The sequence below is a fragment of the Tenacibaculum aquaeponti genome, assembly GCF_052084715.1.
Classification (GTDB): Bacteria; Bacteroidota; Bacteroidia; order Flavobacteriales; family Flavobacteriaceae; genus Polaribacter.
The window spans coordinates 1,738,683-1,763,914 of sequence record NZ_CP197288.1; the positions used below are offsets into that span (position 1 = coordinate 1,738,683).

Sequence of the window (25,232 nt, forward strand, 5' to 3'; positions counted from 1 at the left end):
CTAACAAAGATACACGTAATAGTCGTATTTATTTTTTATGAATTTGTGAATATTTACATAAACTTTTAAAAAAAACACCCACAAACCATAGGCTTGTAGATGTAATAAATCAAACTGAAAAAACACTATTTATTTTTTTAATTCTTCTACAATTTCTTTTGTAGTAAAGACATGACTAGCAATCATTCTGAAATTCACTAAGGCTGCCTCATAACCATTTAACTCTGGCAATACTGCTGCTGCAGTTGCATCCTTTACTACAGAAACATCAAATCCATTTTCTACTAATTCTCTTAAATGAGACTCAGTACATAAGTTAGCAGACATTCCTGCTAAGATTACTTTATTATATCCTCTTTTTCTTAATTGTAATGCCAGATCATTAGATTCTGGACCATATACTTTGTGTGGGTTTGTTACTACTATATTATCTCCTTCGATATATTTTTTATATGGTTTTAACCAATCTGCTCCAGAATTTTTAAACCCTTTGGTATTTAAAGTATGGCTTCTATCAAACATACCAATTTTATGCATTAATGCTTCTAAAGCTCCTTCAATCTTCCATTTATGATCATGTTTATAATAATAATGAGGTGATACAAAAACTGTTATCTTCTTTTCTTTTGCAACTTTAAAAAGTTCCTCAAGATTTTGAACTGTATTATTCTCTATTACGCTTTTTCCTACTACTCCCCAAGTTACTCCGTCTGGACTTAAGAAATCATTTTGTGGATCTGTAATTACAACAGCAGTATGTTCATCAACTGTAAATCCTGGGTCTGGCAATTGTGCAAAAACGTTAGATATTTGGGTAATTAACAAAACGGCTAAAATTGTTACTCTCTTCATTTGTATTGTTTTTTTAATAATTATTATTTTTTTACACTACAAATTTCAGAAGAAGCCATTCATTAATAATAGGTAACTATTCCCTAAGTGTTAGCAATTATTCCCGAGCCACAATTTTCACGATAAATACTTGGCGACACACCTTCTTGCTTTTTAAAAAAACGACTAAAGGTTTGCACATCTCGAAATCCTAATTCAAAAGCAACTTCTTTTATTGAAATATCATTGTAACACAACAACCGAATAGCTTCTAAAGTAATACGTTCTTGAATATATTTTAGTGGTGATTTAGAATGTTGTTTTGCAAAAATATTGGAAATAGTTTTTGGTGATTTATAAAGCATTGATGCATAATCTACCACTTTATGTTTTGTTTTAAAGTACTGCTCCACTAAAAAATTAAATTCTCTAATAACATCTAATTCATCTGTATTTTTTGTTAGATTTTGCTGCTCTTTATATAAACGAGCACATAAAATTAAATATCTTTTTAACATCATTTGTAACATTTCCTTTTGTAGATTATCTTGATATTCAATTTCAATCGCAAAGTTTTTCCATAACGTTTTAAAATGCTCTAAATTTTTATGACAAACATTAATAATTGGTAATTGTGAAGCACCAAAAAATAATAATCCCTTACAACTTACCTCTTTGTCATGATCAACTACACAATAGAACGGTCTGTTAAATCGTAAAAAATTCACTTTTCCTTTTTTTACAACTATAACTTTATGGAATTCTGTTAAAAATACAACTTGATTCTTTTTAAAATAATACGTTTTACCATCTATCAAAAACTCATTATTATTAGTTAAAAACCAAAGTACTATTAAACTTCCTTCTTTAGGAGATGAAAAGATTGAGCAAGAATTCTCATCTAATGTTTCTAACTCAATAAATTCATGTATTTTACCTATAAAAATCATTTTTAATTATTTAATACGACTTGTGTTTAGTGTATATAATTTAAAAAAACTTTCAAAAAATATTTTTCCCTTTTAAAATGATAATTCCATTATATCAGTAGTTAATTAACACATACTGCTATAGTATATCTTTCATGCAATTCTAATTTTAATGTATTTCTCTCGCAGACCATCTAACTATTTTGTAGTTTTACATTCTTCAATTTTATAACCATATGGATACCAAAAAAAGACTTTTTTTATTAGATGCATACGCACTTATTTTTAGAGGATATTATGCTTTTATTAAAAACCCAAGAATAAATTCTAAAGGACTCGATACTTCTGCCATATTAGGATTTATGAATTCTTTATTGGATGTTATAAAGAAAGAAAAACCTGATTATTTAGCGGTGTGTTTCGATCGTGGAGGAAGTGTAGATCGTAATGAAATCTTTCCTGAATATAAAGCGAACCGACAAGAAACTCCAGAAGCAATTCGCATTGCAGTTCCGTATATAGAGCAAATTTTAGAAGCAATGAACATCCCTTCTATTATAAAGGAAGGTTATGAAGCTGATGATATTATTGGAACACTTGCTAAAAAAGCCGAAAAGGAAAATTTGGTTACCTATATGGTGACTCCTGATAAAGATTATGCACAGTTAGTTTCTGAAAACATTTTCATGTACAAACCACCAAGAATGGGTAATGGTTACGAAAAATGGGGAGTTGAAGAAGTTCAAAAAAAGTTTGAAGTTGAACGACCAGAGCAAGTAATTGACTTTTTAGGAATGATGGGAGATTCTGTCGACAACATTCCTGGTTTACCTGGAGTTGGAGAAAAAACAGCTAAAAAATTCCTTGCTGCCTATGGAAGTATGGAAGGTTTATTTGAAAACATTCATGAACTGAAAGGTAAAATGAAAGAGAAAGTAGAGTCAAATCAAGAATTAGGATTACTTTCTAAAAAATTAGCAACAATAATGCTCGATGTTCCTGTTGAATTAGAACAGGATAAACTAATCTTTGAGCAACCAGATATTGAAAAAACAAAAGCGATTTTTACTGAACTTGAGTTTAGAAGGTTAACTGACAACTTCTTAAAAACTTTTGGAGTAACACCTGCAACAGATAATACTGCAGCTACAAAGACTACGACAAAAACGTCTAATCCAGCTCAATTTGATTTGTTTGCTACTCCAGGAGGAGGAAATAAAACTGAAGAAATCACCGGTTTTAAAACCATAAACAATACACCTCATTTCTACCAATTGGTGAATACACCACTTTCAAGAAAATTATTACTTTCTAAATTATTACAGCAAACTTCGGTTTGTTTTGATACAGAAACTACAGGCTTAAAAGCCTTAGAAGTGGAATTGATTGGTATTGCTTTTTCTTGGGAAGTTGGTAAAGGTTATTATCTAGCTTTTCCTGAAGATCAAGAAGAAACTCAAACTATTTTAAATGAGTTCTTACCGTTCTTTGAAAATACAACTATTGAAAAGATTGGTCATAATATAAAATACGACATTAAAGTTTTATCTAATTATAATATTCCTGTTGAAGGAAAATTATTTGACACTATGATTGCTCATTATCTGATTAATCCAGATATGCGTCACAGTATGGATATACTTGCTGAAACATACTTAAACTATCAAGCTGTTCCTATTACTGATTTAATTGGTAAAAAAGGGAAAAATCAGCTTTCTATGCGTGTTGTTGAATTGGAAAAACAAACAGAATACGCTGTAGAAGATGCAGATATTACACTACAATTAAAAGAACATTTTGTTAAAGAGTTAGAAGAAGGGAAACTTACTGAGCTTTTTAACACTGTAGAATTACCTTTAGTTTCTGTACTTACCGCTATGGAAATTGAAGGAATTAACTTAAACACTGAATATTTAGGTTCATTCTCTAAAGAACTTTCTAGTGATATTGAAAGCTTAGAAAAAGCTGTTTACGAACAAGCTGGAGAAGAATTTAATATAGCCTCACCAAAACAATTAGGTCCGATTTTATTTGAAAAATTAAAATTAGTAGACAAACCTAAGAAAACAAAAACAGGACAATATTCTACTGCTGAAGATGTTTTATCAGCTTTAAAAGAGCACAAAATTGTTGCAGATATTTTAGAGTACAGACAATGTAAAAAACTACAAAGTACTTATGTTGATGCGTTACCAAATGAATTAAACCCGAAAACAAATAGAGTTCATACTGTATACGCACAAGCTGTTGCTGCAACTGGAAGGTTAAGTTCTAATAACCCGAATTTACAGAATATTCCAATTCGTACAAAACGCGGACAAGAAGTTCGTAAGGCTTTTATTCCAAAAGACGAAAATTACACCTTATTAGCTGCAGATTACAGTCAGATAGAACTTCGAATTATTGCTGCATTAAGTGAAGAAGAAACTATGATTAAAGCTTTCCAAGACGGTGAAGATATTCATGCTTCTACAGCTGCAAAAGTATTTAATGTAGCGCTAGATGAAGTTACTCGTGAACAACGTAGTAATGCAAAGACTGTAAACTTCGGAATTATTTATGGAGTTTCTGCTTTCGGATTAAGCAATCAAACAAATTTAACTCGTTCAGAATCTAAAGAATTAATTGAAGCTTATTACAAAACATATCCAAAGTTAAAAGCTTACATGGCAAAACAAGTAGACTTTGCTCGTGATAATGGTTATGTAGAAACTGTTCTTGGAAGAAAACGTTATTTAAAAGATATTAATTCTAGAAACGCAATTGTTCGAGGTGCAGCAGAACGAAATGCTGTAAATGCTCCAATTCAAGGAAGTGCAGCAGACATTATCAAATTAGCCATGATTAACATTCATGAACGATTTAAAGAAGAAGGATTTAAATCAAAAATGTTATTACAGGTTCATGATGAATTGGTTTTCGATGCTCATAAAGACGAATTAGAAACGATTAAACCAATTATTAAACATGAAATGGAAAATGCTTTTAAACTAGCTGTCCCTTTAGATGTTGAAATTGGTTTAGGAGAAAATTGGTTAGAGGCGCATTAAAACTCTTAAAACATAATATAAATTAAAGCTACCAGAAATTCTGAGTAGCTTTTTTTTATGGAATTACACTTCATCAACTCAAACTAGTCAAAAGTTATCAACACGAAATCGTGATAGTACCCAACTTTAAGAAATCCTTGTATTTTCTAGTGTTTTTTTCTTGTAATTTTAAAAACACATAGGTTTTATTTTGAAAAACCTAAAAGAGTTATGAAAGTTTTATGAAGTTTTGATTTTATATGAATTGCTAGGGAATTTCATTTTCACTCTCATTTATTAACACTCCAAAATTGATGTATTGTTAACTCAATCACATCAATTCAAAAATAGATTGCGCAATCCAGACCGATAAAAGTTAATGTCTTTAAACGATCACTTTTGTCTTACATAGCGGAAACCGAAAAGCTTATGAGTAGGTATAATAGATTAAATCAAATAAAAATGAAAAATAATTTTTTAAACAAAGTAAAAGGTGCTATTCTATTATCTAAAGAAGAGTCTAAAACTATTTCAGGAGGTTACACAAGCGCCTATAGTTGCTTCTTTGTATGTTGTCCAAGTAACATGACTTTAGTTAATGGTAGAACAAATGTAAATGGTTGTACTGGTGATAATCGTTATAAATATTATGCACCTCAATTTGCATCTAACTATTGTGTAGATTGTAGTTAACAAAATATAATTATAGAGATGAAACAAAAAGTTTCATCTCTTTATTTAAAAATAAATTCTTTCTCTACATTATGATTATACAAAGCTTTTGGTCTAAACCTTTTCTAAAAAACTCCAATCATCCTAATGCAAGATTCAAAGGAGGTTGGCTTGATGAAAAATACTTCTATTATAGTATAGCATTGAGTTGTTTGAAATTTAAAGAGTATTATTCAGAAATTACACTATATACAGATCAATATGGTAAAAAAGTATTGGGTGATATTTTAAATCTACCGTACACGGAAATCCACACCACTTTAGATGATTTAGATTCTTATGATTCTAATCTTTGGGCGCTTCCAAAACTTCACACCTATAGTTTACAAAAACAACCTTTTATTCATGTAGATACTGATGTTTTCATTTGGGAAAAGTTTCCTGAATCAAAAGTAAATAGTCCTATTTTCTGTCAGAATATAGAAGACAACTATCCTATTTACCAGGAAACATTAGATGCTATTTTAAAAGTTTTTGATTTTGTTCCTACAGAAATTGTGAATTCGTTGTATCAAAATCAAAAAGTATTAGCTTTTAATGCTGGTGTTATTGGTGGAAATGATTTAAACTTTTACAAGAATTTATATTCAAAAGCATTAGAAATGATCCATAAAAACGAGCATTTATTCACTAAAATAGATGTTGGTATGTTTAATATGATTTTTGAACAGTTATTAGGTCATGCTTTAGCTAGTAAAAATGACATCGGTATAAGTCCTTTACTAGAAAATGTTGATCCGAATTTCGCCAAATTAACAAACTTTCATCTCGCAGGTTTTCAAACCAACTATGTACATGCTATTGGATATGCAAAAAGATCTTTACATGCATGTGAACAAATAGAAGCTTTATTAATGTATGAATATCCTGAAGTTTATAAAGACATCACTAAGAAAGGGCTAGAAAATTCCCTTTGGAAAAAACGATTTGAGATTTCTGAACGTAGAAAAGAATATTTATTTGCGGTTTATGATTATTTCAGATCTCATGATATAAATACGCTTTACAAAACAAAATTCAAATTAAATCCTACAGTTAAAATCTCTGAGAAAGATGAAGTCTCTTTTTTAGAATTCAATAGTCCACAGATGAATGAAATTGAAATATTAGAATTACAGGACTGGGAAAATTTAGTTTTCTACTTTGAAGAAGCAATCTCAACTAACAAATTATGTAAGCAATTACTAGAAGATGAAGATATAAAGCAAACGTATACAGAATCTCAATTACAAGAAAAAGTATTCTCTTTTATTTTAGACAAATGTATTTTACAAGAAATACTTATTCCTGAAATTTTTAATGACACTAACTACATGAAATTGATTTTAGCTCAAAATCTTGCTAACTCGGTTTCTTAATTCTGGAACTACAAATTTTTCAAACCAAGGATTTTTAGACAACCAAAATCTATTTCTTGGTGATGGATGAGGCAATACGAAATAATCTGGTAAATAGTCTTCATAATTATTTATCGTTTCCGTTAATGTTCGTTTTGCTTTATCCTTTAAATAATAGTTTTGTGCATACATTCCTATTAACAATACTAACTCTACATTAGGCATTTTATCCCATAACTGTTGATGCCATTCTGGAGCGCACTCTTTTCTTGGTGGAAGATCTCCTGATTTCCCTTTTCCAGGGTAACAAAATCCCATTGGTATTATTCCAAAAAGCGATGTATTGTAAAATTGTTCATCTGTAACATTCAACCACTTTCGTAATTGTTTACCACTAGGATCGTTCCAAGGAATACCAGTAGCATGTACTCTAGTTCCAGGAGCTTGTCCAATGATTATAATTTTAGAATCTACACTAGCCTCAACAACTGGCTTAGGCTCTAAAAAATCTTTACAAATTGTGCAATTATGGATTTCTTGAAGTAATTGTTTCATTAATATCTTAAGGGGAATAAAAAAACACTTATTACTTAGCCCGTAATAAGTGTCTCCGTTAACGGTTTTTCTTTTAATTTCTTAAAGCATAGCTTGCTCCGCTTCCGAAGTCTGCTAATAGTCCGAATAAACTTTTAAAAAAACCACTAACTCTCTTAAGTAATAATTTCCCCATGATAGTTAATAATTTAAAATAATCCCAACACAAAGATACACAGAAGGTTGCGTTTTTCTCAAGGTTTTTTCCTCTTTTGTATTAAATGTTTGGAAATAGCTATAAATGGACATAAATTTCACATATTCTGCATTACACTGATTATCAATACTATAATTTTACAATATCATCAAAAGCAAAATAGTACGGTTGGTCTTTAAAAACTGGTAAATCAACACTTTCTGAATTTGCTATACCAACTCCAGCATACCAAACTTTAGCATTCATCTTCTTTGCATGTGCTATAAATGTTTCCATCCAAATAGTATCATACTCATTTGGATTCTGTAAATTTTTAGTTGCTTTAACTAAAACAAATATTGTTGGTTCTCCTTTTTTGAACAATACAAATTGTGGATGTTTTTTTAATTGACTATTTACAGCAACAAATTCATAGCCCATTTTTTGAATTTTTTTCCCTACAAAATTCATCGCTAAATTGTGTAACTCTTGTTCTGTAAGTGCCTGCATCATTTCTTTTTATTTCTTTTATTGAAATTTTTATCTCCCTTAGTCTTAGGCTTTTTATATTTCTTCGCAATCTCTCTTCTATAACTTCCTCCTAAATTCACCTTTTTATTTTTATCCTTCTTTTCATGGAAAGCTGGACCAGGAACATATTCTTGAGAACTTCTATTCCTTGATTGTGATTTATCTTCCTTTGGTCTTTCTTCTTCAGTTAATTGATTAGAAATTTCCACTTGTTCTGGAATATCGAGCTTTGGAATTACATAATCCATCAGTTCTTCTATTCTAGTTTTTGCTTCTTGCTCTTTAGCTGTACTTAATAAAATAGACTTCCCTTTATGCTCTGCTCTACCCGTTCTACCTATTCTATGCATGTAGTTTTCTGGGAAAAGGGTTGGATTAAAGTTAATGACATGAGAAATCTCTTGTAAATCTAAACCACGTGCAATAACATCTGTTGCTATTAAAATTCTATGCTTTCCTTCATTAAAATTCTCTATAGATTTAATTCTATAATTCTGAGTTTTATTAGAATGAATAACACAATTATGCCCTGGAAACTCTTCTTCTAAAAGATTAAAAATACGATCTGCATTTCTCTTATTAGGCGCAAAGATTAAAACCTTATTGTACTCATTTTTATCAAAAAGCAAATAGTTAATTAAGTTAATCTTGGTGTAAAAGTTAGGAACTTCATAAGCAGTTTGCTCAATATTATCTAAAGGTGTTCCACTTACAGCAATAGCTATCTTTTTAGGTGCTACAAAAAAATCATCGATTAATGCCTCTACATCTTCAGTCATAGTTGCAGAAAACATAATATTTTGTCTTCTTTCAGGAAGCAAATCGAAAATATTTAAAATTTGAAATCTAAATCCTAAATCTAACATCACATCAACTTCATCAATTACTAATTTCTGGATCGATTTCAATTTTAAAACTCTACTTACTGCTAAATCATACAATCTACCAGGTGTTGCTACAATAATATCACAACCTTCTGCAACAGCTTGTTTGTGTCTATTTAAATTTACACCTCCGTAAACTCCTAAAACTCTTAACGTAATATACTTTGCTAATTTTTCTATCTCTTCAACAACCTGTATAACCAGTTCTCTAGTAGGCACAAGAATAAGTACTCTTGGATGTAATTGTTTAGAAAACTTTAAATCCCTTAGTATTGGTAAAATATATGCAAAAGTTTTACCTGTACCTGTTTGTGCGATTCCAACCACATCTTTTCCTGATCGCACTACTGGAAATGCTTGAGCCTGAATTGGTGTTGAATGTGTAAATCCTAAATCGGCAATTGAATTTCTTAATGGATTTGATAAATCTAAATCTTCGAAAGCTATCATTTAACTTAATTTCTGCAAAGGTACAACCATTATTTTGTATATTTAAAGTAGACATATAGTAATACAGATGAAAACACCTAAACGTTTAGAACAAGCTTTAATTAAATTATACAATGCTTTTCATAATAATGAATTAAACCCAGAGTGTTGTTCAGCTTGTGCTGTTGGAAACATATTAGACAATCATGATAGTTGGAAACATTTATCTGATGATCATGGATCTACTGAATTAAACTACATAGGCCAAATACATCAAAAATTAGGTAGAAAGTTTAATGGTTATACTCCCTTGGAATTATTAAATATTGAAAAAATATTTTTAGAAGCATGTGGTTTTATTGTTCCACTTTGTCATTACAATAAGAAACCTAACAAAACTACCAATAAAGATACTTTATTTAACGGTTTATCAGCTGTAGTTGCTTATTTATGTAAGTTAGATAATATTGAAAACGTAATGGATTATTCTAAAATATTTGAATTTGATAATGAAGACCCTGTATATAAATTTGATATTATTTATAATTAAAAATTAAAGCATTAAAAAAGCGAGATATTTCTATCTCGCTTTCAATTTTGAATATATTATATTACAGTTTTACTTATAAACTTCTTTAATGAAATCTTCGTAAGAAACTTCTTTACTCTTAAACTTCATATTCTCTTTAAAGAAACCTAAAAGTTTTTGAGAAAGTAATTGCGTTTGTAAACGTTGTGCTTCTTCTTGGTTAGCTAAAACTCTACCTGCGATGTTATTTAACTCTTCCTCTTCTGGATTCATGTTTCCAAATTGAGCCATTTGAGCTTTAATAAATCCTTTTGCGTAGTCTAACAACTCAGCATAATCTAAATTGATTCCGTTATCTTTCATAATCTTTCCTTCGATTAATTGGTAACGTAAACCTTTTTCAGATTTTGAATACTCTTCTTTAGCTTCTTCTAAAGTTAATTCTTTCTCTCCAGCAGTTTGTAACCACTTTTGTAAGAACGTTTCAGGTAAATCAAATTTAGTATTCTCGATTAAATGCTCTGTAACTGCATTTAATAATTGTTGATCTGCTTGTTGTTGGAATTGCTTTTCAGCATCTTCCTTAATTTTATCTTTTAACTCAGTAACAGTTTTAACGCTACCATCAGCAAATAACTTATCAAATAACTCTTGATCTAATTCTGCTAACTCAGTTTTGTTAACTTCTTCTACTGTAAAAGTAACTTTTATATCTAAATCTTTAGCATCTTCGTTAGAAACACCTAAAACTTGCTGCAACTTGAAATCTTCTTCGAAAAGTTTCTTAGTCTCTAATTCAATTACATCACCTGCTTTTGCTCCGATTAATTTCTTCTCGTTTTTCTTTCCTTTTAAATCATTTACTAAGAAAGTTGATTTTTTGTTAATTCCTTTTTCTTCATTAACAAAAGTTCCAGTAACATTAGAATGCTCTTCAGCAACTTCTTGAGCGATTAATTTTCCGTAACGAGTTTGAATATTTTCAACCTCTTTATCAATTAATTCATCAGTAGCTACAATCTTATATTCATTGATTTTGTTTTTACCTTCTAAATCAACACTAAATTCAGGAGCTAAACCTAATTCAAATTCAAAAGTGAATTGATCTGTATCCCAAGAAAAATCATCCTTAACAATCGGTAATGGATTACCAAGAATATCTAATTTCTCTTCTACTAAAAACTTGTTTAAACTCTCTTGTAAAAGCTTATTTACTTCATCAATCATTACGGATTTACCGTATTGCTTCTTTACCATTCCCATTGGTACATGACCTTTTCTAAACCCAGGAATATTTGCTTTTTTTCTATAATCATTAAGAACTTCAGCAACCTTATCTTTGTAATCTTCAGCTACGATATCAACTTTTACAACAGCGTTTAACGCATCTATATTCTCTTTTGTAATATTCATGTTATGACTATCTTCTTAAAAAATTGGGTGCAAAATTAATACTTTTCTTCTTGAGAACCAAGAGTTTTATTTACTGAAAAAGAAAAAAACCACATAAAGTGCATGTAAGATTTTAATAGAATCTCATTTTTTATTTTTTTTCTTTTAAAAACTGTTTTAATTCATGAAATAAAATGTTTTTAACTTCATCATCTTCAATTAGTAATTGAATTAATTCTGTTTTTAACTTTGAAGTTTTTTTTATTTCATAATTCTCTTTTGGTTCACTAATCTCTGTATTTATAACATCAGTAACAAACATATTTCCTCTTCCTGTTAACAACCAAGTTGGATTGATATCTGGAAATGAATTTAGAATTTTGTTCAACACATTACTTTTAAAAGAAGCTTTTCTCCTAATTGCAGTACCTATTGAGTTATTTGATACTGAAATTTTATCTTCAAAAGATCTAATATTCATGTTTTTATTTACGATTATCTCTTCAACTCTTTTGTATGTTTCATCAATAAAATCGCTCATAAAAGTAACTTTTTTCTAAATAATTAGAATTTTGTTTTTGTTTTTAGAATTTTGTTCATAACTTTGTAATGGAATTTAGTACAAAGTTCGTACAAATATAGAGCAAAGTGCTTTTCAAAATTTAAAAACATGTAAAGTTTTTATGATAACAGATTTGCAACGAAAAGAATTAGAAAAAATAAAACCTCCAAAGTATCGAGAAAAAGTAAAAAGCCATCTATCAGAACTTGGCTATCACTTTTCTTTAGAAATGATACAAAAGGTTTATTCAGGGAAACGAAAAAACATGATAATTGCTAAAGCAATATTATTAGTTTTCGAAAAGTTTTTAGAAGAAAAACAAACAATTAACAACAGTATTGACATAATTACAAACAAAATAAACAAAAAAATCCCTTGAAGTTTTCGTAACTTAATAAGGACGGGGGAGCAACGAGACAGTAGACTTATGTTTATTAGTCTCGTTTTTGTTTAACAAAATTCTACATTAAATTTGATCGCTTGCATATTTAGTATAAATTAGCAAAAAAAATTAAAAAAAGATTTTCTTATTATGGTTGGAATTATTTTCACTCTTTTAATGCTAGTTTTTTTACAAGCTGTTTTAGGATTCGATAACTTATTATATATTTCTTTAGAATCTAAAAAAGCCCCAGAAGCTGATAGAAAAAGGGTTCGTAAAACAGGTGTTTTAATTGCAATCGCTTTAAGAATTGTGCTTCTTTTTGTTTTGATTTCTATTATAGACTTTTTCCAAACTCCTTTTTCTTGGTTAAGTGGAGGAGCAAAAGACATCGTTGAATTTGCTTTTAATGGTCATAGTATTATTGTTTTAGTTGGTGGTGGTTTCATCATATATACAGCTATAAAAGAAATTTGGCACATGATAGGTGTTAAAAATTTAAATCACGATCCTGAAGCAGAAGGAAACGGAAAAAAAACAGCTAATGCTGCCATCGTTAGCATCGTTATCATGAATCTTGTTTTTTCTTTTGACTCTATTTTAGCAGCAATAGGTTTAACAAGTAGCATGAAAAATTCTACTACTGCTTTTATTGTAATGGCTATTGCAATTGTTATTAGCGGTTTACTAATGTTAGTTTTAGCAGATAGAGTATCTAATTTCTTAGCAAAAAACAGAATGTATGAAGTACTTGGACTTTTCATTCTTTTAATTGTAGGTATAATGCTAGTAACAGAAGGAGGGCATTTAGCTCATATAAAACTATTTGGAAACCCAGTTGAACCTATGAGTAAAACAACTTTTTATTTTGTTATTACAATACTTATTATATCAGATGTTGTCCAAGGGCGTTACCAGAAAAAACTCACTCAAAATAATCATTAAATAATTACTTTTTAATAATAAAAAGAACGCAACCTTTATTTATGTTTAATATCTATTTATATACATATTAAACACTATTAAAATGAAAAAGTTTTTTTTACTATTTACCATTATAATTTTACAATCGTGCAATTCAAACGGAGATTGCAATGATACTTTTGATGCAGTCATTTACTGTCCTAATTCTTTTAATTTCAGTTTTAAATTAATTGATAAAAATTCAAACGAAAATTTAATTCAAAATAACACAATCTCCAAAGACGACATAAATATTATCAGAGAGAATGACAATACTGCTATAGACACCTTTATAGATACTACTACATACACTTTATATATTGAAAATTTTATTTCAAAATCTGAAATTTTAAAATACGCTGTAAAATTATCTGATGTAGATTCTTTTCATATTTCTGCAAACGCAAAAGTTATTAATTCAGACGGTTGCTGTCCTTCCACTGTAGAGATTAATGATATCAAAATAGAAAACACAGATTTTGAAATTAAAAACAACACCTACAATATTTTTGTTGAATAATTTTTTTCTCTTTTAAACCTTTTTGATTTTTAATTGTCTTAGTAACAAAATAAGGAATTATGAAGACATTGAAAATTATAATGGTAGCATTTTTTAGTCTTACCTGTTCTTTAACAAACGCTCAGAATTTTAAAGACAAAAAAGAAAAACTTGACAATAAATATGCAATTGCCACAGGGAAGAAACAGTTGCAAAAAGATATTCGTCAATTAGAAGCATTTGAAAAAAAGATAATTGCTTTCGAAGATGCTTTTATAAATCACAACACTAAACTTGTTAAAACACTGAAAATTGACATCCTTTCTGACATGAAAAGAGAAATCAAACAAAGTGAACGTAAAATTGAACAAGATAGAATTGAATTAAAACAAAGTAAAACTGAATTAAGAAATTCTAAAAGAGAATTCAATAGATCTAAACGCGATGTCCTAAGAAGAAACTCAGTAAAAAACAGAAGAGAGTTTCGTGACGAAAAACGAGACAAAAATGATGATCGTAGAGATTTAATTGACGATAAAAGAGATTTAAAAACTCAGATTGCTAGAACTGAACGTCAAAAAGAAATTTATAATAAAATCAAAGCTTTTAACTTTTTAGCAAAAAGAGCATCTGGTAAACGTAAACTAATGACAAATTCAAAATTATTAAATGAATTTGCAAAAACTATGCAAGCAGATATTACTTCCACAAAAAAAGAATTAAAGGAAGATTATAAAGAAATGAATGAAGACAAGAGAGAAAGAAGAGAAAATTTCAGAGGATAAGTTTCCTTGCCCGCCCTTTGGGCACTTTTCAGAAATAACCTTGGCCTTTGCCAAGGTTATTTATTTAAAAAAGTAAATGATTCTTTATAAAAATCTTTTGGATTTTCTGCATGTAGCCAATGTCCTGCATTAGGAACTGTTTTAATTTCAGCTTTAGGAAAATGTGCTTTAATTAAAAAACCATCTTCATCTAAAACATAACCAGAATTCCCTCCTCTTAAAAACAAAGTTTCTCCATCAAAAACTGTAAATGACGGTAACGGTTTAACTATTTCATGATAATTCTCAGACAAAGACTTCAAATTAAAACGAAACGCTAATTGATCTTTTGTTTTTCTGTAGGTATTTTTTAAAATGAATTGACGTACACCAACTTCTGAAATTAACTCACTTAATTTTTCATCAATTAATTTTCTAGAATTATGCTTTTCAAAATCAACAGACTCTAAAGCCTTAATAATATCTTGATGATGTGGCGGGTATTCTTTTGGAGCAATATCGGCAACAATTAACTTATTAATCAATTCTGGATATTCTGTAGCAAACAGCATTGCTGTTTTTCCTCCCATAGAATGCCCAATTAAATCTACTTTAGTAAAATTGTTATTCTCAATATAAGTTAACAAATCTTCTACCAATAACTCATAATTAAAATCATCTGAATGAAAACTTCTACCATGGTTTCTTTGATCAATTAAATGAACCTGAAAACCATCTTCCGCAAACTTATTTGCATGACTTTTCCAGTTATCACCCATACCAAAAAAACCATGTAAAATCAATAAAGGTTTCCCTTCTCCAACCACTTTACTATGTAAGATCTCACTCATTATTTAAGACGATCTAAATATAAATTAACCACATTTTCAATCCCTAAATAAATGCTTTCAGAGATTAACGCATGACCAATAGAAACTTCTGCTAAATTGGGTATGTTTTCTTTAAAGAACTTTATATTTTCTAAATTCAAATCATGTCCAGCATTAATTCCTAATCCGAGCTGACTTGCTAATTTAGCTGCTTCTGTATAAGGTTTAACCGCATCTTTATTTCCTTTAGCAAACTCAGCAGCAAAATTCTCTGTATACAATTCAATTCTGTCTGTACCAGTTGTTGCAGCCGCTTCGATTAAATTTAAATCTGTTTCTATAAAAATAGAAGTTCGTATACCAGCATCTTTAAATTCTGAAATAATATCTCTCAAATATGATTGATGCTTTATAGTATCCCAACCTGCATTAGAAGTTAACACATCTTCTCCATCAGGCACTAATGTTACTTGAGTCGGTTGTATTTTTAGGACTAAATCTTTAAATTTTTGAATCGGATTTCCTTCAATATTATATTCTGTAACAACTACAGGTTTTAAATCATAAGCATCTTGATATCGAATATGACGTTCATCTGGCCTTGGATGAATTGTTATTCCATCTGCTCCAAAATCTTGAATATCTGATGCTACTTTTAACAAATCAGGAATGTTACCACCTCTAGAATTTCGTAACGTAGCAATCTTATTAATATTTACGCTTAACTTTGTCATTATTGTATTTTAAGAGTACAAAAATAATGTATTAAAAGTTTTTAAACTATATTCGTAATAATGAATATAACCGATTATATCCTAAAAGAAATTAAGGCACTAACACTAAACGATTCTGTGTTTAAAGCTTATGATTTGTGCAAAAATTTACCAATTACACATATTCCAATAGTTGTAAATAATAAGTTGATTGGTTGTTTCGCTGAAGATGATATTCAAACTACAGAAAACAAAGAAGTTAAACTTTCAGAATACACACATCTTCTTCATCAATTTCATACAAATACAAAAACCACACTACTAGATTTAATAACTTTATTTGCTGAGAATGATTGTAACATCATTCCTGTTTTAGATGAAAACCAAAACTACATAGGTTATTATGATTTACGTGATATTTTAGATGTTTTTACAGACAGTCCTTTTATGCATCAGGACAATGAAACTTTAATTGTAGCTAAATCAAAATCAGATTTTTCCATGAGTCAGGTTTCTCAAATTGTTGAAAGTAATAAAGCAAAGTTATTAGGTTTATATGTATCTAAAGAAAATGTAGATAATGTGGAAATTACAATAAAATTATCTTCAGAAGAAATGAATGAAGTTATTCAAACCTTCAGAAGATATGATTACAGTGTAGTTTCTCAACACGAAGATGACTCATATTTAGAAGAATTAAAAGACAGAGCTAATTATTTAAGAAAATACTTAGATATGTAATTCTCTAACTAATAATATTAGAACAATTGAAAAAAGTAGCTATATACGCACAATCGTATTCTTTAAATGCAGAACAAGAAGTTAAAACACTTATAAAATGTCTTGAAAAAAACAACATTGTAGTTTTCATTGAAGAAGAATATTACAATCTTCTTGTTGAGAATAATATTTTAAATAAAAAATATCCTGTTTTTTCTCATTTTAATGATTTGTCAGATTCTTTCGACATGCTATTTACAGTAGGTGGAGACGGAACAATCTTAAGAGCGGTTACTTATATCAGAAGTTTAAACATTCCTATTTTAGGAATTAACACAGGAAGATTAGGTTTCTTAGCTACCGTACAAAAAAAAGAAATAAAAGAAGCTGTCGCTTCTATAATGGAAGGAAAATACACTTTACAAGAAAGATCTTTATTAGAAATAAAAACAACTCCTGAAACTGCAACCTTTTCAGAATTAAATTTTGCTTTAAACGAAGTTACAATAGCTAGAAGAAATACCACCTCTATGATAGGTATTAAAACTTATTTAAATGAAGAATACCTAACTAATTATTGGGCAGATGGTTTAATTATATCTACCCCTACTGGCTCTACAGGATATTCATTAAGCTGTGGCGGACCCGTAATCTCACCTAACTCATCGAGTTTAGTTATAACACCTATTGCACCACACAATTTAAATGCTAGACCAATAATAATACCAGAGAAAACAAATATTCAATTAGAAATTAGTGCACGAGAAAAAGATTTTTTAATCTCTTTAGACTCTCGAATAACAACAGTACCTCAAGAAACTATTGTTCAAATTCAGAAAGCTCCTTTTACTGTAAAAACTATTCTTTTAGAAAATCAATCTTATCTAAAAACTCTTCGTCAAAAATTACTTTGGGGGGAAGACACTAGAAACAAGTAAGTTGTTTAACATAAACTTTTACAATAATTCTTCAAAAAGGAAGTTAATCAAAAAAGACAGATTATTAACTTTTTAAAGCAAATTCAATTCCATATATTTGCACGCTTTCAATAGATGAAAAGGTATATTTTAACATTATTAGTAACTTGTATTTCAAGTATTTCATTTTCGCAAATTCACGAAATTGGCTTTTTCCTAGGTGGTTCTAATTTAATTGGAGATGTAGGGGCAACTAATTACGTGTTACCTAACCAACTTGCAGGAGGACTTGTTTATAAGTATAATTTAAACCCTAGAATTGCTCTAAGGGGTAATTATAATTACATACCTGTTATTGGCGTTGATGCTGACTCTGATAACTTGTTTAGACAACAAAGAGGTTATAGTACATCTAACACTGTACATGAACTAGCAATTGGTCTTGAGTTTAACTTTTTTGATTATAACATTAGAATACGAGAACAATCATTCACGCCTTACATTTTAGCACAAGTTGCTGGTAATAATTATCAAACCCCTAAAAGACAAGAAGGCACAAATATATTATTGACAAACAAATTTTCTTATGCAATTCCTTTAGGAGTTGGAATTAAAGGAAGAATATCAGATCATTTAGCTTACGGATTAGAAGTTGCTGTTCGTTTAACATTTGATGATGATATAGATTATACAACTAATTCAATACCATCTCTTGATTTTGGAGGAAATGGTAATGATTTTTACACCTTTACAGGTTTTTCTATTGTATATACATTTGGAAGACCTGCATGTTATGCCGATCAGAATAATTTATGAGTGAAAAACTACAACGTATTAACCTAAATAAAGTTCCAAATCATATCGCCATTATTATGGATGGTAATGGTCGTTGGGCTAAAAAAAAGGGAATGCAACGTGTTTTTGGACATCGAAATGCCTTAACTGCTGTTAGAGAAGCCGTAGCGGCTGCAAGTGAAATTGGTACAAAATACATCACTTTATATGCTTTTTCTACTGAAAATTGGAACAGACCTAAATTAGAAGTGGATGCTTTAATGAGCTTACTTATTACTTCATTAAAAAAAGAAGTTCCCGATTTTCATAAAAATAATATTAGAGTAAATAGTATTGGCGCTACAGATCAACTACCCAAAAAAGCTCAAAAAGTGCTTCAAGAAGTAATAGGAGAAACTAGCAAAAACTCTAAAATAACACTAACGTTTGCACTAAGTTACGGTAGTAGGGAAGAAATTGTTAATGCAATCAAAAACATATCTAAAAAAGTTGTTAATAACGAAATTGATATAAAAAAAATTGACGAAAAAATTATAAATAGTCATTTATATACATTTAATTTGCCCGACGTTGATTTAATGATACGCACAAGTGGGGAACAAAGAATTAGTAATTTTTTGTTATGGCAAATGGCCTATGCAGAACTATACTTTACTGATACTCTTTGGCCTGACTTCAGAAAGGATCATTTATTCGATGCTATAATAGACTATCAAAACAGAGAACGAAGATTTGGAAAGACAAGTGAACAGATTGATACCAATGTATAAAAATTTATTTTTTACAGTTTTTTTTATTGCTTTAACAGCAATTGCTAACGCTCAAGAATCACCAAAAGATACAATCAATCCTGTAAAAAAGGATACTAAGAGTAAAATAAATTACGAAAGAGGAAAAGATTATATTCTTGGTGGGATTACAGTTACTGGATTACAAAAATTTAGTGAAGAAACTGTAAAAGTTTACACAGGACTTTTAATTGGACAACCTATTAAATTACCAGGAGATAAATTAACCAGTGCAATTAAAAAACTTTACGAAAGCAAACAATTTAGTGAAGTAGATGTATATCTTTCTAAAATTAATGGTGAAACTGTTTATCTTCAGTTTGATGTTGTTGAATTACCTAAATTAAACAACATTAAAATTACTGGAATCAGTAAATCTAAAGCTAAAGATCTTCAAAAAGAAGCTGAACTCCGAAAAGGAACTCAAGTTACAGATAACCTAATCGTTACTACTAGAAATTATTTTAAAAAGAAATATACCGATAAAGGTTTCTTAAAAACTAAAGTTTCTTTAACTACTAAAAAAGATACTACAGACACTAATGTTGTTGATATGTTTATTCATATTGATAAAGGAGATCGCATTAAAATTAAAAATATAGATTTTGTAGGTAACAAAGCTTTATCTGATGGAAAGTTAAGAGGAGCTATGAAAAATACAAAAAGAAAGTTTTTAGGACGTTTCTGGAAGTCTTCAAAATATATTGAAGATGATTTTAAAGAAGATTTAGAAGCTGTTTTAGACACCTATAGTGAATTAGGTTTTAGAGATGCTAGAATATTAAACGATCGTTTAACTTGGAACGATGATAATACAATTAACTTAGAAATAGAACTTGAAGAAGGTAGACAATATAGATTTTCTGATATCATTTTTGTGGGTAATAAAAAATATAATGATGAGTTTTTAAATCAATTTTTAAGAATAGAAAAAGGAGATGTTTATAATGGTAAAGTTTTAAAAGAACGAATTTCCGGTGACGGAACTCCTGATTCTCAAGATATTCAATCATTATATCATAACAATGGATATTTATTTTCTTCGGTAAATGCTGTAGAAACTAAAGTTAAAAATGATTCAATTACAGTTGAAATAAGAATTAGAGAAGATGAACCTGCAACTATTGGAAAAGTTACTGTAGTAGGAAATGATAAAACAAATGACCATGTAATCTATAGAGAGCTAAGAGTAAAACCAGGAGATTTATTTAGCAGACAAAATATTATTAGATCTATTCGTGAAATTGGTCAATTAGGATTCTTCGATACTAATGTTACTCCTGATGTAAAACCAGATTATGCAAACAAAACTGCCGATATAGAATTTTCAGTTGTTGAAAAAGGAGGTAGTCAAATAGAACTTCAAGGTGGATTTGGTGGCGGATCTTTTATTGGTACATTAGGTTTATCATTTAATAACTTCTCTATTAGAAACATATTAAACAAAGATGCTTATAAACCTCTTCCAATGGGAGACGGACAAAGCTTATCTTTACGTTTACAAGCAAGTAGAACAAATAGTACTTATAGTTTTTCATTTACCGAACCTTGGTTAGGTGGTAAAAAACCACAATCTTTATCATTCTCTATTTTTTACTCAAATCAATTTAGATTTAATTTCCAAACTAGAGAAGTGGATAGAAGTCAGAGTTTAGATATTTTTGGTGCCACTATAGGTTTAGGTAAACGTTTAAGATGGCCAGATGACTTTTTCTCTCTATCACAGAGCATTAGCTACCAAAGAATAGGATTAAATGATTTCCCATATAGGGTAGGGTCTTCTAACGCTATTCTAAATAACGGAAACTTAAATAATCTATCGTATACAGCTGTATTAAGTCGTAATTCAGCTGGACCAAGTTTAATTTTCCCTACATACGGTTCTGAATTTTCTATAAAAGCAAAAGCTACCTTACCTTACTCTCTAATTAATGGGAAAAAATTATCCGATCAACCTGACGGATTAACTCCTACTGAACAACAAGATTTCTTGGCAGATCGTTTTAAATGGTTAGAATATTATAAATTATCAGCAAAAGGAAAGTGGTATACAGCTTTAGCTAAAAAATTAGTCCTGATGTCTAACTTTGAAATTGGTTATTTAGGTTCTTATAATGATGAACTTGGCTTAACTCCTGTTGAACGTTATTTCGTTGGGGGTGATGGAATTGCTCAAGGACAGTTAGATGGTAGAGAAATTGTAGGTTTACGTGGTTATGAAAACAATAGTTTATCTTCTTTAGATGGAGGCTCTATATATAATAAATTTCAATTAGAGTTAAGATATTCTATTACAGATAAGCCTTCTGCATCTATTTACACATTAGGATTTTTAGAAGCTGGTAATGCTTACGACAATTTTAGTACATTTAACCCGTTTGAATTAAAGCGTTCAGCTGGATTAGGAGTGCGTATTTTTATGCCTGCTTTTGGATTACTAGGAATCGATTTTGCTCACGGGTTCGATCCTTTACCTGGTTTCTCTCAAAAATCTGGTTGGCAAACACATTTTATTATTGGAAGACAGTTCTAAAATACTACATTTGTAACGTTTCGGTTTTTTGGCACGGTTTTTTCTAAATACACTATAAACAATGAAAAAAATAAGTTTTACGTTCGTTCTTTTACTTTTTGCAGTAGGTGTAAGTGTTGCACAAAAAAATCAGAGAATTGCATATATAGATATGGATTATATTCTACAGAGTATACCACAATATATAGAAGCTCAAAATGCTTTAGATGATAAAGTAGCTAAATGGAGATCTAATCTTGATAAAGAAGCGAGACAAATAGAAGTGATGAAGACAGATTTAGCCAATGAAAAGGCTATTTTAACTCAAGATTTAATTGAAGAACGAGAAGAGGATATTCAAGTAAAACAAGAAGCATTAAGAAAACTTGAATCTTTATATTTTGGACCTGATGGAGACATGTATATTTTACGAAAAAAACTAATCCAGCCAATTCAAGATCAAGTGTACAACGCAGTACAAACTATTGCCTCTAGAAAAAAATATGATTTTGTATTTGATAAATCTAGCGAGTTAGTGATGTTATATTCTAACAAAAAACACGATATTAGCTCACTAGTTTTAAAACTGATTAAAATAGATGTAAAAAAACAAGACAAAAGAGACAAAATTGCTGCAAAAAAGAAATTACTAACTGAAGAAGGTCAATCAGAAGAAGCTAAACAAAGAGCAGCTAAAAAGGAAGCTATTAAACAAAAAAAAGTTTCTGATCGTGAAGCAAAACTTAAAGCTATTAATGAAAAAAGAGAAGCTCGTTTAAAAGCTAGAGAAGAGAAGAGAAGATTATTGAGAGAGAAGAAAGAAGCCTTAAAAAAAGCTAAAGAGGAGAAAAAAAAACAAGAAGAGAACAATAGCAAAGATAAAAACTGATTATACAACAGAAAAGAGAACAAAAATTTTAAATTAAAACAAACATGAAACATTTAAAAACGTTATTATTAGTTGCAATTTTTACGATTGGTTTAGGTGGAGCGGTAAATGCACAAAAAACTGCACATATTAATACCGATAAATTATTAGCTGAAATGCCAGAAACTAAGGCGTTAAAAGCTGAATTAGAAAAATTACAAAAAACATACAGAGCAGATATTGAAGGAATGTTTAAAACTTTAGAAGCAAAGTTTAAAAAATATGATGCTGAGGGGAAAAATCAAACAAAAGAAGTAAATGCTCAAAGAGCTCAAGAAATCCAACAAGATAGAGCTAAGATTGCTCAAGCAGAGCAAACTATGAACCAAGAAATGGCTAAAAAATATAAAGAAAAAACAGCACCTATTTTACAGAAAGCTGAAGATGCAATTAAAGCTGTAGCTTCTGAAAAAGGTATTGTATATGTATTAGATTCTGCTCCTGGAAAAGGATTAATCGTATTTGATAAAGGAGAAGATATCTACAATGCTGTAAAAGCTAAATTAGGATTCTAAAACTTACTTAAAGTTTAAAAACCATATTTAAAAATCCTGCTTAAATTAAGCAGGATTTTTATTTTTGCTTTTAATATGATTAACAAATCAAATCAACCTATTGGTATTTTCGATTCTGGTGTTGGAGGAACATCAATCTGGAAAGAAATTCAACAACTTTTGCCAAATGAAGACACTATATATTTGGCAGATAGTTTACATGCACCATATGGTCAAAAATCAAAAGAAGAAATTGTTCATCTTTCTATAAAAAACACAGAATTTCTGATAAATAAACAATGTAAACTTATTATTGTTGCTTGTAATACAGCCACAACTAATGCTATAAAATATTTGAGATCTAATTATTCTGTTCCTTTTATAGGTATAGAACCAGCCATTAAGCCAGCTTCTCTTCAAACAAAAACAAGAACTATAGGTATTCTTGCAACCAAAGGAACTTTAAATAGTGAATTATTTGAAAAAACATCGTCTTTAATAGATAATGATATTAAGATTATAGAACGCATTGGTGAAGGCTTAGTTGAGCTTATTGAGCAAGGTAGAGTAGATTCGAAAGAAATGACTTCACTTTTAGAGTCATATTTACATCCAATGCTTAAAGAAAATATCGATTGTTTAGTTTTAGGATGTACACATTACCCTTATTTAATAAATGCTATAAAAAAAATCACTAAAAACTCTATAAATATTATTGATTCAGGTGAAGCAGTAGCTAGACAAACCAAAAGAATCTTAAATCAGAAAAAACTATTAAATAATATAAAACATAATGTTTCTAATATATTCTACACAAACAAGGATATAACTGTATTAAAAAACATATTAGATGGTGTTAATTATAGTTTAATAGAAAAATTAGATTTTTAAAACAATTGCCCGTTAATATTAGGACAGGCAGCTAATCTTCTTTTGGCACATAATAAGTTCATTCCAACTGATAATTGATGAAATCCTCCCTCTGAAAAAGCAATGTTTCCAGATTGTTTTGTAAATGTATAAGAAAACATAAATCTCTTAAAGTTTACACCTAATAAAGGACTAAAATATTGAGCATTTTCGAAAGAATTACCATCGAAAGAAGATCGGTAAGAAATACCTGCCCAAAGTAAAGAACCTTTTAATTTCTTATACAATTTCATATTTAAATCAACAATTTTTTCTCCTGTTTGTTCTTTAAATTGAAACATAAATGAAGGTTCAAATTGAAACTTTTCATTTTTACTAAAATAATATCCAGCACCTAGTATATAATTCCTCAAATTTAAGGCGTCAAATTCAGAATTTAAGTTATCCTTAGCTGTTAAAAAAATATTCTTTATTGTTAAATAACTAGAAAAACCTCCATAATGATAAGCTAATCCAAAATCTGAATTAAAATAAAATTCACTTTCAATAATTTGCCTTACTACAGGATCACCAGCAAATGTACTTTGATCGACTTGATTTTGAACCATTGATAAAGATAATCCAAACGATAATTGATTGAATATATCCCCTCTACTCATACTCAAATGATATGCATAACTACCTTGAACAGCTTTTTGAGAATGGAATCCGTTTCTATCATTGAACAAAATAGCTCCAAATGCAGCTTTGGAATCTTCTTTAAATTTTGCATGAAAACTTAAAGTTTGTAACTGTGGTGCATTATTTATACCTAACCATTGTCCTCTTGCTGTTAGACGAATTTTTCCGCATTCGCCTATTCCAGCAGCGGCTGGATGTACTAAATACACATTATCAGAAAGATAATCTTGATAAATTGGTAATGTTTCTTGAGAATTAGAAACATGATTCATTAGTAGAAGAGAAATAACTAATATTTGTAGTTTAATATTCATTTGCAACATTTACAGTTGGCAAATATATTGGATTTAAAATCAACATACTAAAAATTAACACTAAACACAATTTAAAAAAAAGAGCTTATAAAATATAAGCCCTTTTAAATTAATCCCCTTTGACTATAACTTTGTCAATACATAAAG

26 protein-coding genes are annotated in these 25,232 nt (G+C 29.3%); 16 read left to right on the plus strand and 10 right to left on the minus strand.

Annotated elements, in window-relative coordinates; all coding sequences use genetic code 11:
• Positions 1 to 129 precede the first annotated feature (129 nt).
• Entirely contained in the window at positions 130 to 852 is a 723-nt protein-coding gene (locus ACSIGC_RS07690) for a cysteine hydrolase family protein (RefSeq protein WP_442267543.1), read from the minus strand.
• A gap of 83 nt (positions 853 to 935) precedes the next feature.
• Complete coding sequence (locus ACSIGC_RS07695) at positions 936 to 1,781, minus strand: helix-turn-helix domain-containing protein (RefSeq protein ID WP_442267544.1); 846 nt, start codon at positions 1,779 to 1,781, stop codon at positions 936 to 938.
• 215 nt (positions 1,782 to 1,996) lie between these two features.
• On the opposite strand from ACSIGC_RS07695, the gene polA reads away from it, so the two are divergent.
• The 3 genes from polA (at position 1,997) to ACSIGC_RS07710 (ending at position 6,879) form a co-directional block, all read left to right on the plus strand.
• A complete protein-coding gene (polA, locus tag ACSIGC_RS07700; protein WP_442267545.1) occupies positions 1,997 to 4,810 on the plus strand; it encodes a DNA polymerase I in 2,814 nt (937 codons plus the stop codon).
• Between the two features lie 441 nt (positions 4,811 to 5,251).
• Entirely contained in the window at positions 5,252 to 5,482 is a 231-nt protein-coding gene (locus ACSIGC_RS07705) for a hypothetical protein (protein WP_442267546.1), read from the plus strand.
• A gap of 71 nt (positions 5,483 to 5,553) precedes the next feature.
• Positions 5,554 to 6,879, plus strand: coding sequence for a DUF6734 family protein (locus ACSIGC_RS07710; protein ID WP_442267547.1), 1,326 nt, complete (start codon positions 5,554 to 5,556; stop codon positions 6,877 to 6,879).
• On the opposite strand, the gene ACSIGC_RS07715 is transcribed toward ACSIGC_RS07710, so the two are convergent.
• From ACSIGC_RS07715 to ACSIGC_RS07725, 3 genes are all read right to left on the minus strand, one after another.
• Positions 6,847 to 7,413, minus strand: a complete 567-nt coding sequence (locus ACSIGC_RS07715; protein ID WP_442267548.1) for a uracil-DNA glycosylase family protein — start codon at positions 7,411 to 7,413, stop codon at positions 6,847 to 6,849. The genes ACSIGC_RS07710 and ACSIGC_RS07715 overlap by 33 nt on opposite strands.
• A gap of 325 nt (positions 7,414 to 7,738) precedes the next feature.
• Positions 7,739 to 8,098, minus strand: coding sequence for a Na(+)-translocating NADH-quinone reductase subunit F (locus ACSIGC_RS07720; RefSeq protein WP_442267753.1), 360 nt, complete (start codon positions 8,096 to 8,098; stop codon positions 7,739 to 7,741).
• Complete coding sequence (locus ACSIGC_RS07725; protein WP_442267549.1) at positions 8,098 to 9,453, minus strand: DEAD/DEAH box helicase; 1,356 nt, start codon at positions 9,451 to 9,453, stop codon at positions 8,098 to 8,100. The genes ACSIGC_RS07720 and ACSIGC_RS07725 overlap by 1 nt, the downstream gene beginning before the upstream one ends.
• A 67-nt stretch (positions 9,454 to 9,520) precedes the next feature.
• Here ACSIGC_RS07725 and ACSIGC_RS07730 point away from each other — a divergent pair, with 67 nt between their 5' ends.
• Positions 9,521 to 9,982: a Na(+)-translocating NADH-quinone reductase subunit F gene (locus tag ACSIGC_RS07730; RefSeq protein ID WP_442267550.1), complete on the plus strand. Its 462-nt coding sequence runs from the start codon at positions 9,521 to 9,523 to the stop codon at positions 9,980 to 9,982.
• 69 nt (positions 9,983 to 10,051) lie between these two features.
• On the opposite strand, the gene tig is transcribed toward ACSIGC_RS07730, so the two are convergent.
• Both tig and ACSIGC_RS07740 read right to left on the minus strand, forming a co-directional pair.
• Entirely contained in the window at positions 10,052 to 11,374 is a 1,323-nt protein-coding gene (tig, locus tag ACSIGC_RS07735) for a trigger factor (RefSeq protein WP_442267551.1), read from the minus strand.
• A 130-nt stretch (positions 11,375 to 11,504) separates the two neighbouring features.
• Positions 11,505 to 11,894 carry a hypothetical protein gene (locus ACSIGC_RS07740; RefSeq protein WP_442267552.1) on the minus strand — a complete coding sequence of 130 codons (390 nt, stop codon included), beginning with the start codon at positions 11,892 to 11,894 and terminating at the stop codon, positions 11,505 to 11,507.
• Positions 11,895 to 12,036: 142 nt separating this feature from the next.
• Between ACSIGC_RS07740 and ACSIGC_RS07745 the strand changes: the two genes are divergently transcribed.
• The 4 genes from ACSIGC_RS07745 to ACSIGC_RS07760 all read left to right on the plus strand — a co-directional run bounded on the left by ACSIGC_RS07745 (position 12,037) and on the right by ACSIGC_RS07760 (position 14,544).
• The gene (locus ACSIGC_RS07745; RefSeq protein WP_442267553.1) at positions 12,037 to 12,294 is read left to right on the plus strand and encodes a hypothetical protein; all 258 of its coding nucleotides are present in this window, start codon (positions 12,037 to 12,039) and stop codon (positions 12,292 to 12,294) included.
• 153 nt (positions 12,295 to 12,447) lie between these two features.
• On the plus strand, positions 12,448 to 13,242 hold the full coding sequence (locus ACSIGC_RS07750; RefSeq protein ID WP_442267554.1) for a TerC family protein: 795 nt from the start codon (positions 12,448 to 12,450) through the stop codon (positions 13,240 to 13,242).
• An 82-nt stretch (positions 13,243 to 13,324) separates the two neighbouring features.
• Entirely contained in the window at positions 13,325 to 13,780 is a 456-nt protein-coding gene (locus ACSIGC_RS07755; protein ID WP_442267555.1) for a hypothetical protein, read from the plus strand.
• A 59-nt stretch (positions 13,781 to 13,839) separates the two neighbouring features.
• On the plus strand, positions 13,840 to 14,544 hold the full coding sequence (locus tag ACSIGC_RS07760; protein WP_442267556.1) for a hypothetical protein: 705 nt from the start codon (positions 13,840 to 13,842) through the stop codon (positions 14,542 to 14,544).
• A gap of 56 nt (positions 14,545 to 14,600) precedes the next feature.
• Here the strand turns inward: ACSIGC_RS07760 and ACSIGC_RS07765 are convergent, their stop codons facing one another.
• Both ACSIGC_RS07765 and ACSIGC_RS07770 read right to left on the minus strand, forming a co-directional pair.
• Entirely contained in the window at positions 14,601 to 15,374 is a 774-nt protein-coding gene (locus tag ACSIGC_RS07765) for an alpha/beta fold hydrolase (protein WP_442267557.1), read from the minus strand.
• The gene (locus tag ACSIGC_RS07770; protein ID WP_442267558.1) at positions 15,374 to 16,087 is read right to left on the minus strand and encodes a pyridoxine 5'-phosphate synthase; all 714 of its coding nucleotides are present in this window, start codon (positions 16,085 to 16,087) and stop codon (positions 15,374 to 15,376) included. The genes ACSIGC_RS07765 and ACSIGC_RS07770 overlap by 1 nt, the downstream gene beginning before the upstream one ends.
• A 60-nt stretch (positions 16,088 to 16,147) precedes the next feature.
• Between ACSIGC_RS07770 and ACSIGC_RS07775 the strand changes: the two genes are divergently transcribed.
• From ACSIGC_RS07775 to murI, 8 genes are all read left to right on the plus strand, one after another.
• On the plus strand, positions 16,148 to 16,807 hold the full coding sequence (locus tag ACSIGC_RS07775; RefSeq protein ID WP_442267559.1) for a CBS domain-containing protein: 660 nt from the start codon (positions 16,148 to 16,150) through the stop codon (positions 16,805 to 16,807).
• Positions 16,808 to 16,833: 26 nt separating this feature from the next.
• Entirely contained in the window at positions 16,834 to 17,724 is an 891-nt protein-coding gene (locus tag ACSIGC_RS07780) for an NAD kinase (RefSeq protein ID WP_442267560.1), read from the plus strand.
• 114 nt (positions 17,725 to 17,838) lie between these two features.
• Positions 17,839 to 18,519, plus strand: a complete 681-nt coding sequence (locus tag ACSIGC_RS07785) for a DUF6089 family protein (RefSeq protein ID WP_442267561.1) — start codon at positions 17,839 to 17,841, stop codon at positions 18,517 to 18,519.
• Positions 18,516 to 19,268: an isoprenyl transferase gene (locus ACSIGC_RS07790; protein WP_442267562.1), complete on the plus strand. Its 753-nt coding sequence runs from the start codon at positions 18,516 to 18,518 to the stop codon at positions 19,266 to 19,268. The genes ACSIGC_RS07785 and ACSIGC_RS07790 overlap by 4 nt, the downstream gene beginning before the upstream one ends.
• The gene (gene bamA / locus ACSIGC_RS07795; protein WP_442267563.1) at positions 19,261 to 21,819 is read left to right on the plus strand and encodes an outer membrane protein assembly factor BamA; all 2,559 of its coding nucleotides are present in this window, start codon (positions 19,261 to 19,263) and stop codon (positions 21,817 to 21,819) included. The genes ACSIGC_RS07790 and bamA overlap by 8 nt, the downstream gene beginning before the upstream one ends.
• A 61-nt stretch (positions 21,820 to 21,880) precedes the next feature.
• Positions 21,881 to 22,687 (plus strand): OmpH family outer membrane protein, encoded by an 807-nt coding sequence (locus ACSIGC_RS07800; RefSeq protein WP_442267564.1) that lies wholly within the window; start codon positions 21,881 to 21,883, stop codon positions 22,685 to 22,687.
• Positions 22,688 to 22,731: 44 nt separating this feature from the next.
• On the plus strand, positions 22,732 to 23,241 hold the full coding sequence (locus ACSIGC_RS07805; protein WP_442267565.1) for an OmpH family outer membrane protein: 510 nt from the start codon (positions 22,732 to 22,734) through the stop codon (positions 23,239 to 23,241).
• A 75-nt stretch (positions 23,242 to 23,316) separates the two neighbouring features.
• Entirely contained in the window at positions 23,317 to 24,111 is a 795-nt protein-coding gene (gene murI / locus ACSIGC_RS07810; protein WP_442267566.1) for a glutamate racemase, read from the plus strand.
• Here the strand turns inward: murI and ACSIGC_RS07815 are convergent.
• Positions 24,108 to 25,085 carry a PorP/SprF family type IX secretion system membrane protein gene (locus tag ACSIGC_RS07815; protein WP_442267567.1) on the minus strand — a complete coding sequence of 326 codons (978 nt, stop codon included), beginning with the start codon at positions 25,083 to 25,085 and terminating at the stop codon, positions 24,108 to 24,110. The two genes, murI and ACSIGC_RS07815, sit on opposite strands and share 4 nt — an antisense overlap.
• Positions 25,086 to 25,232: the final 147 nt, after the last annotated feature.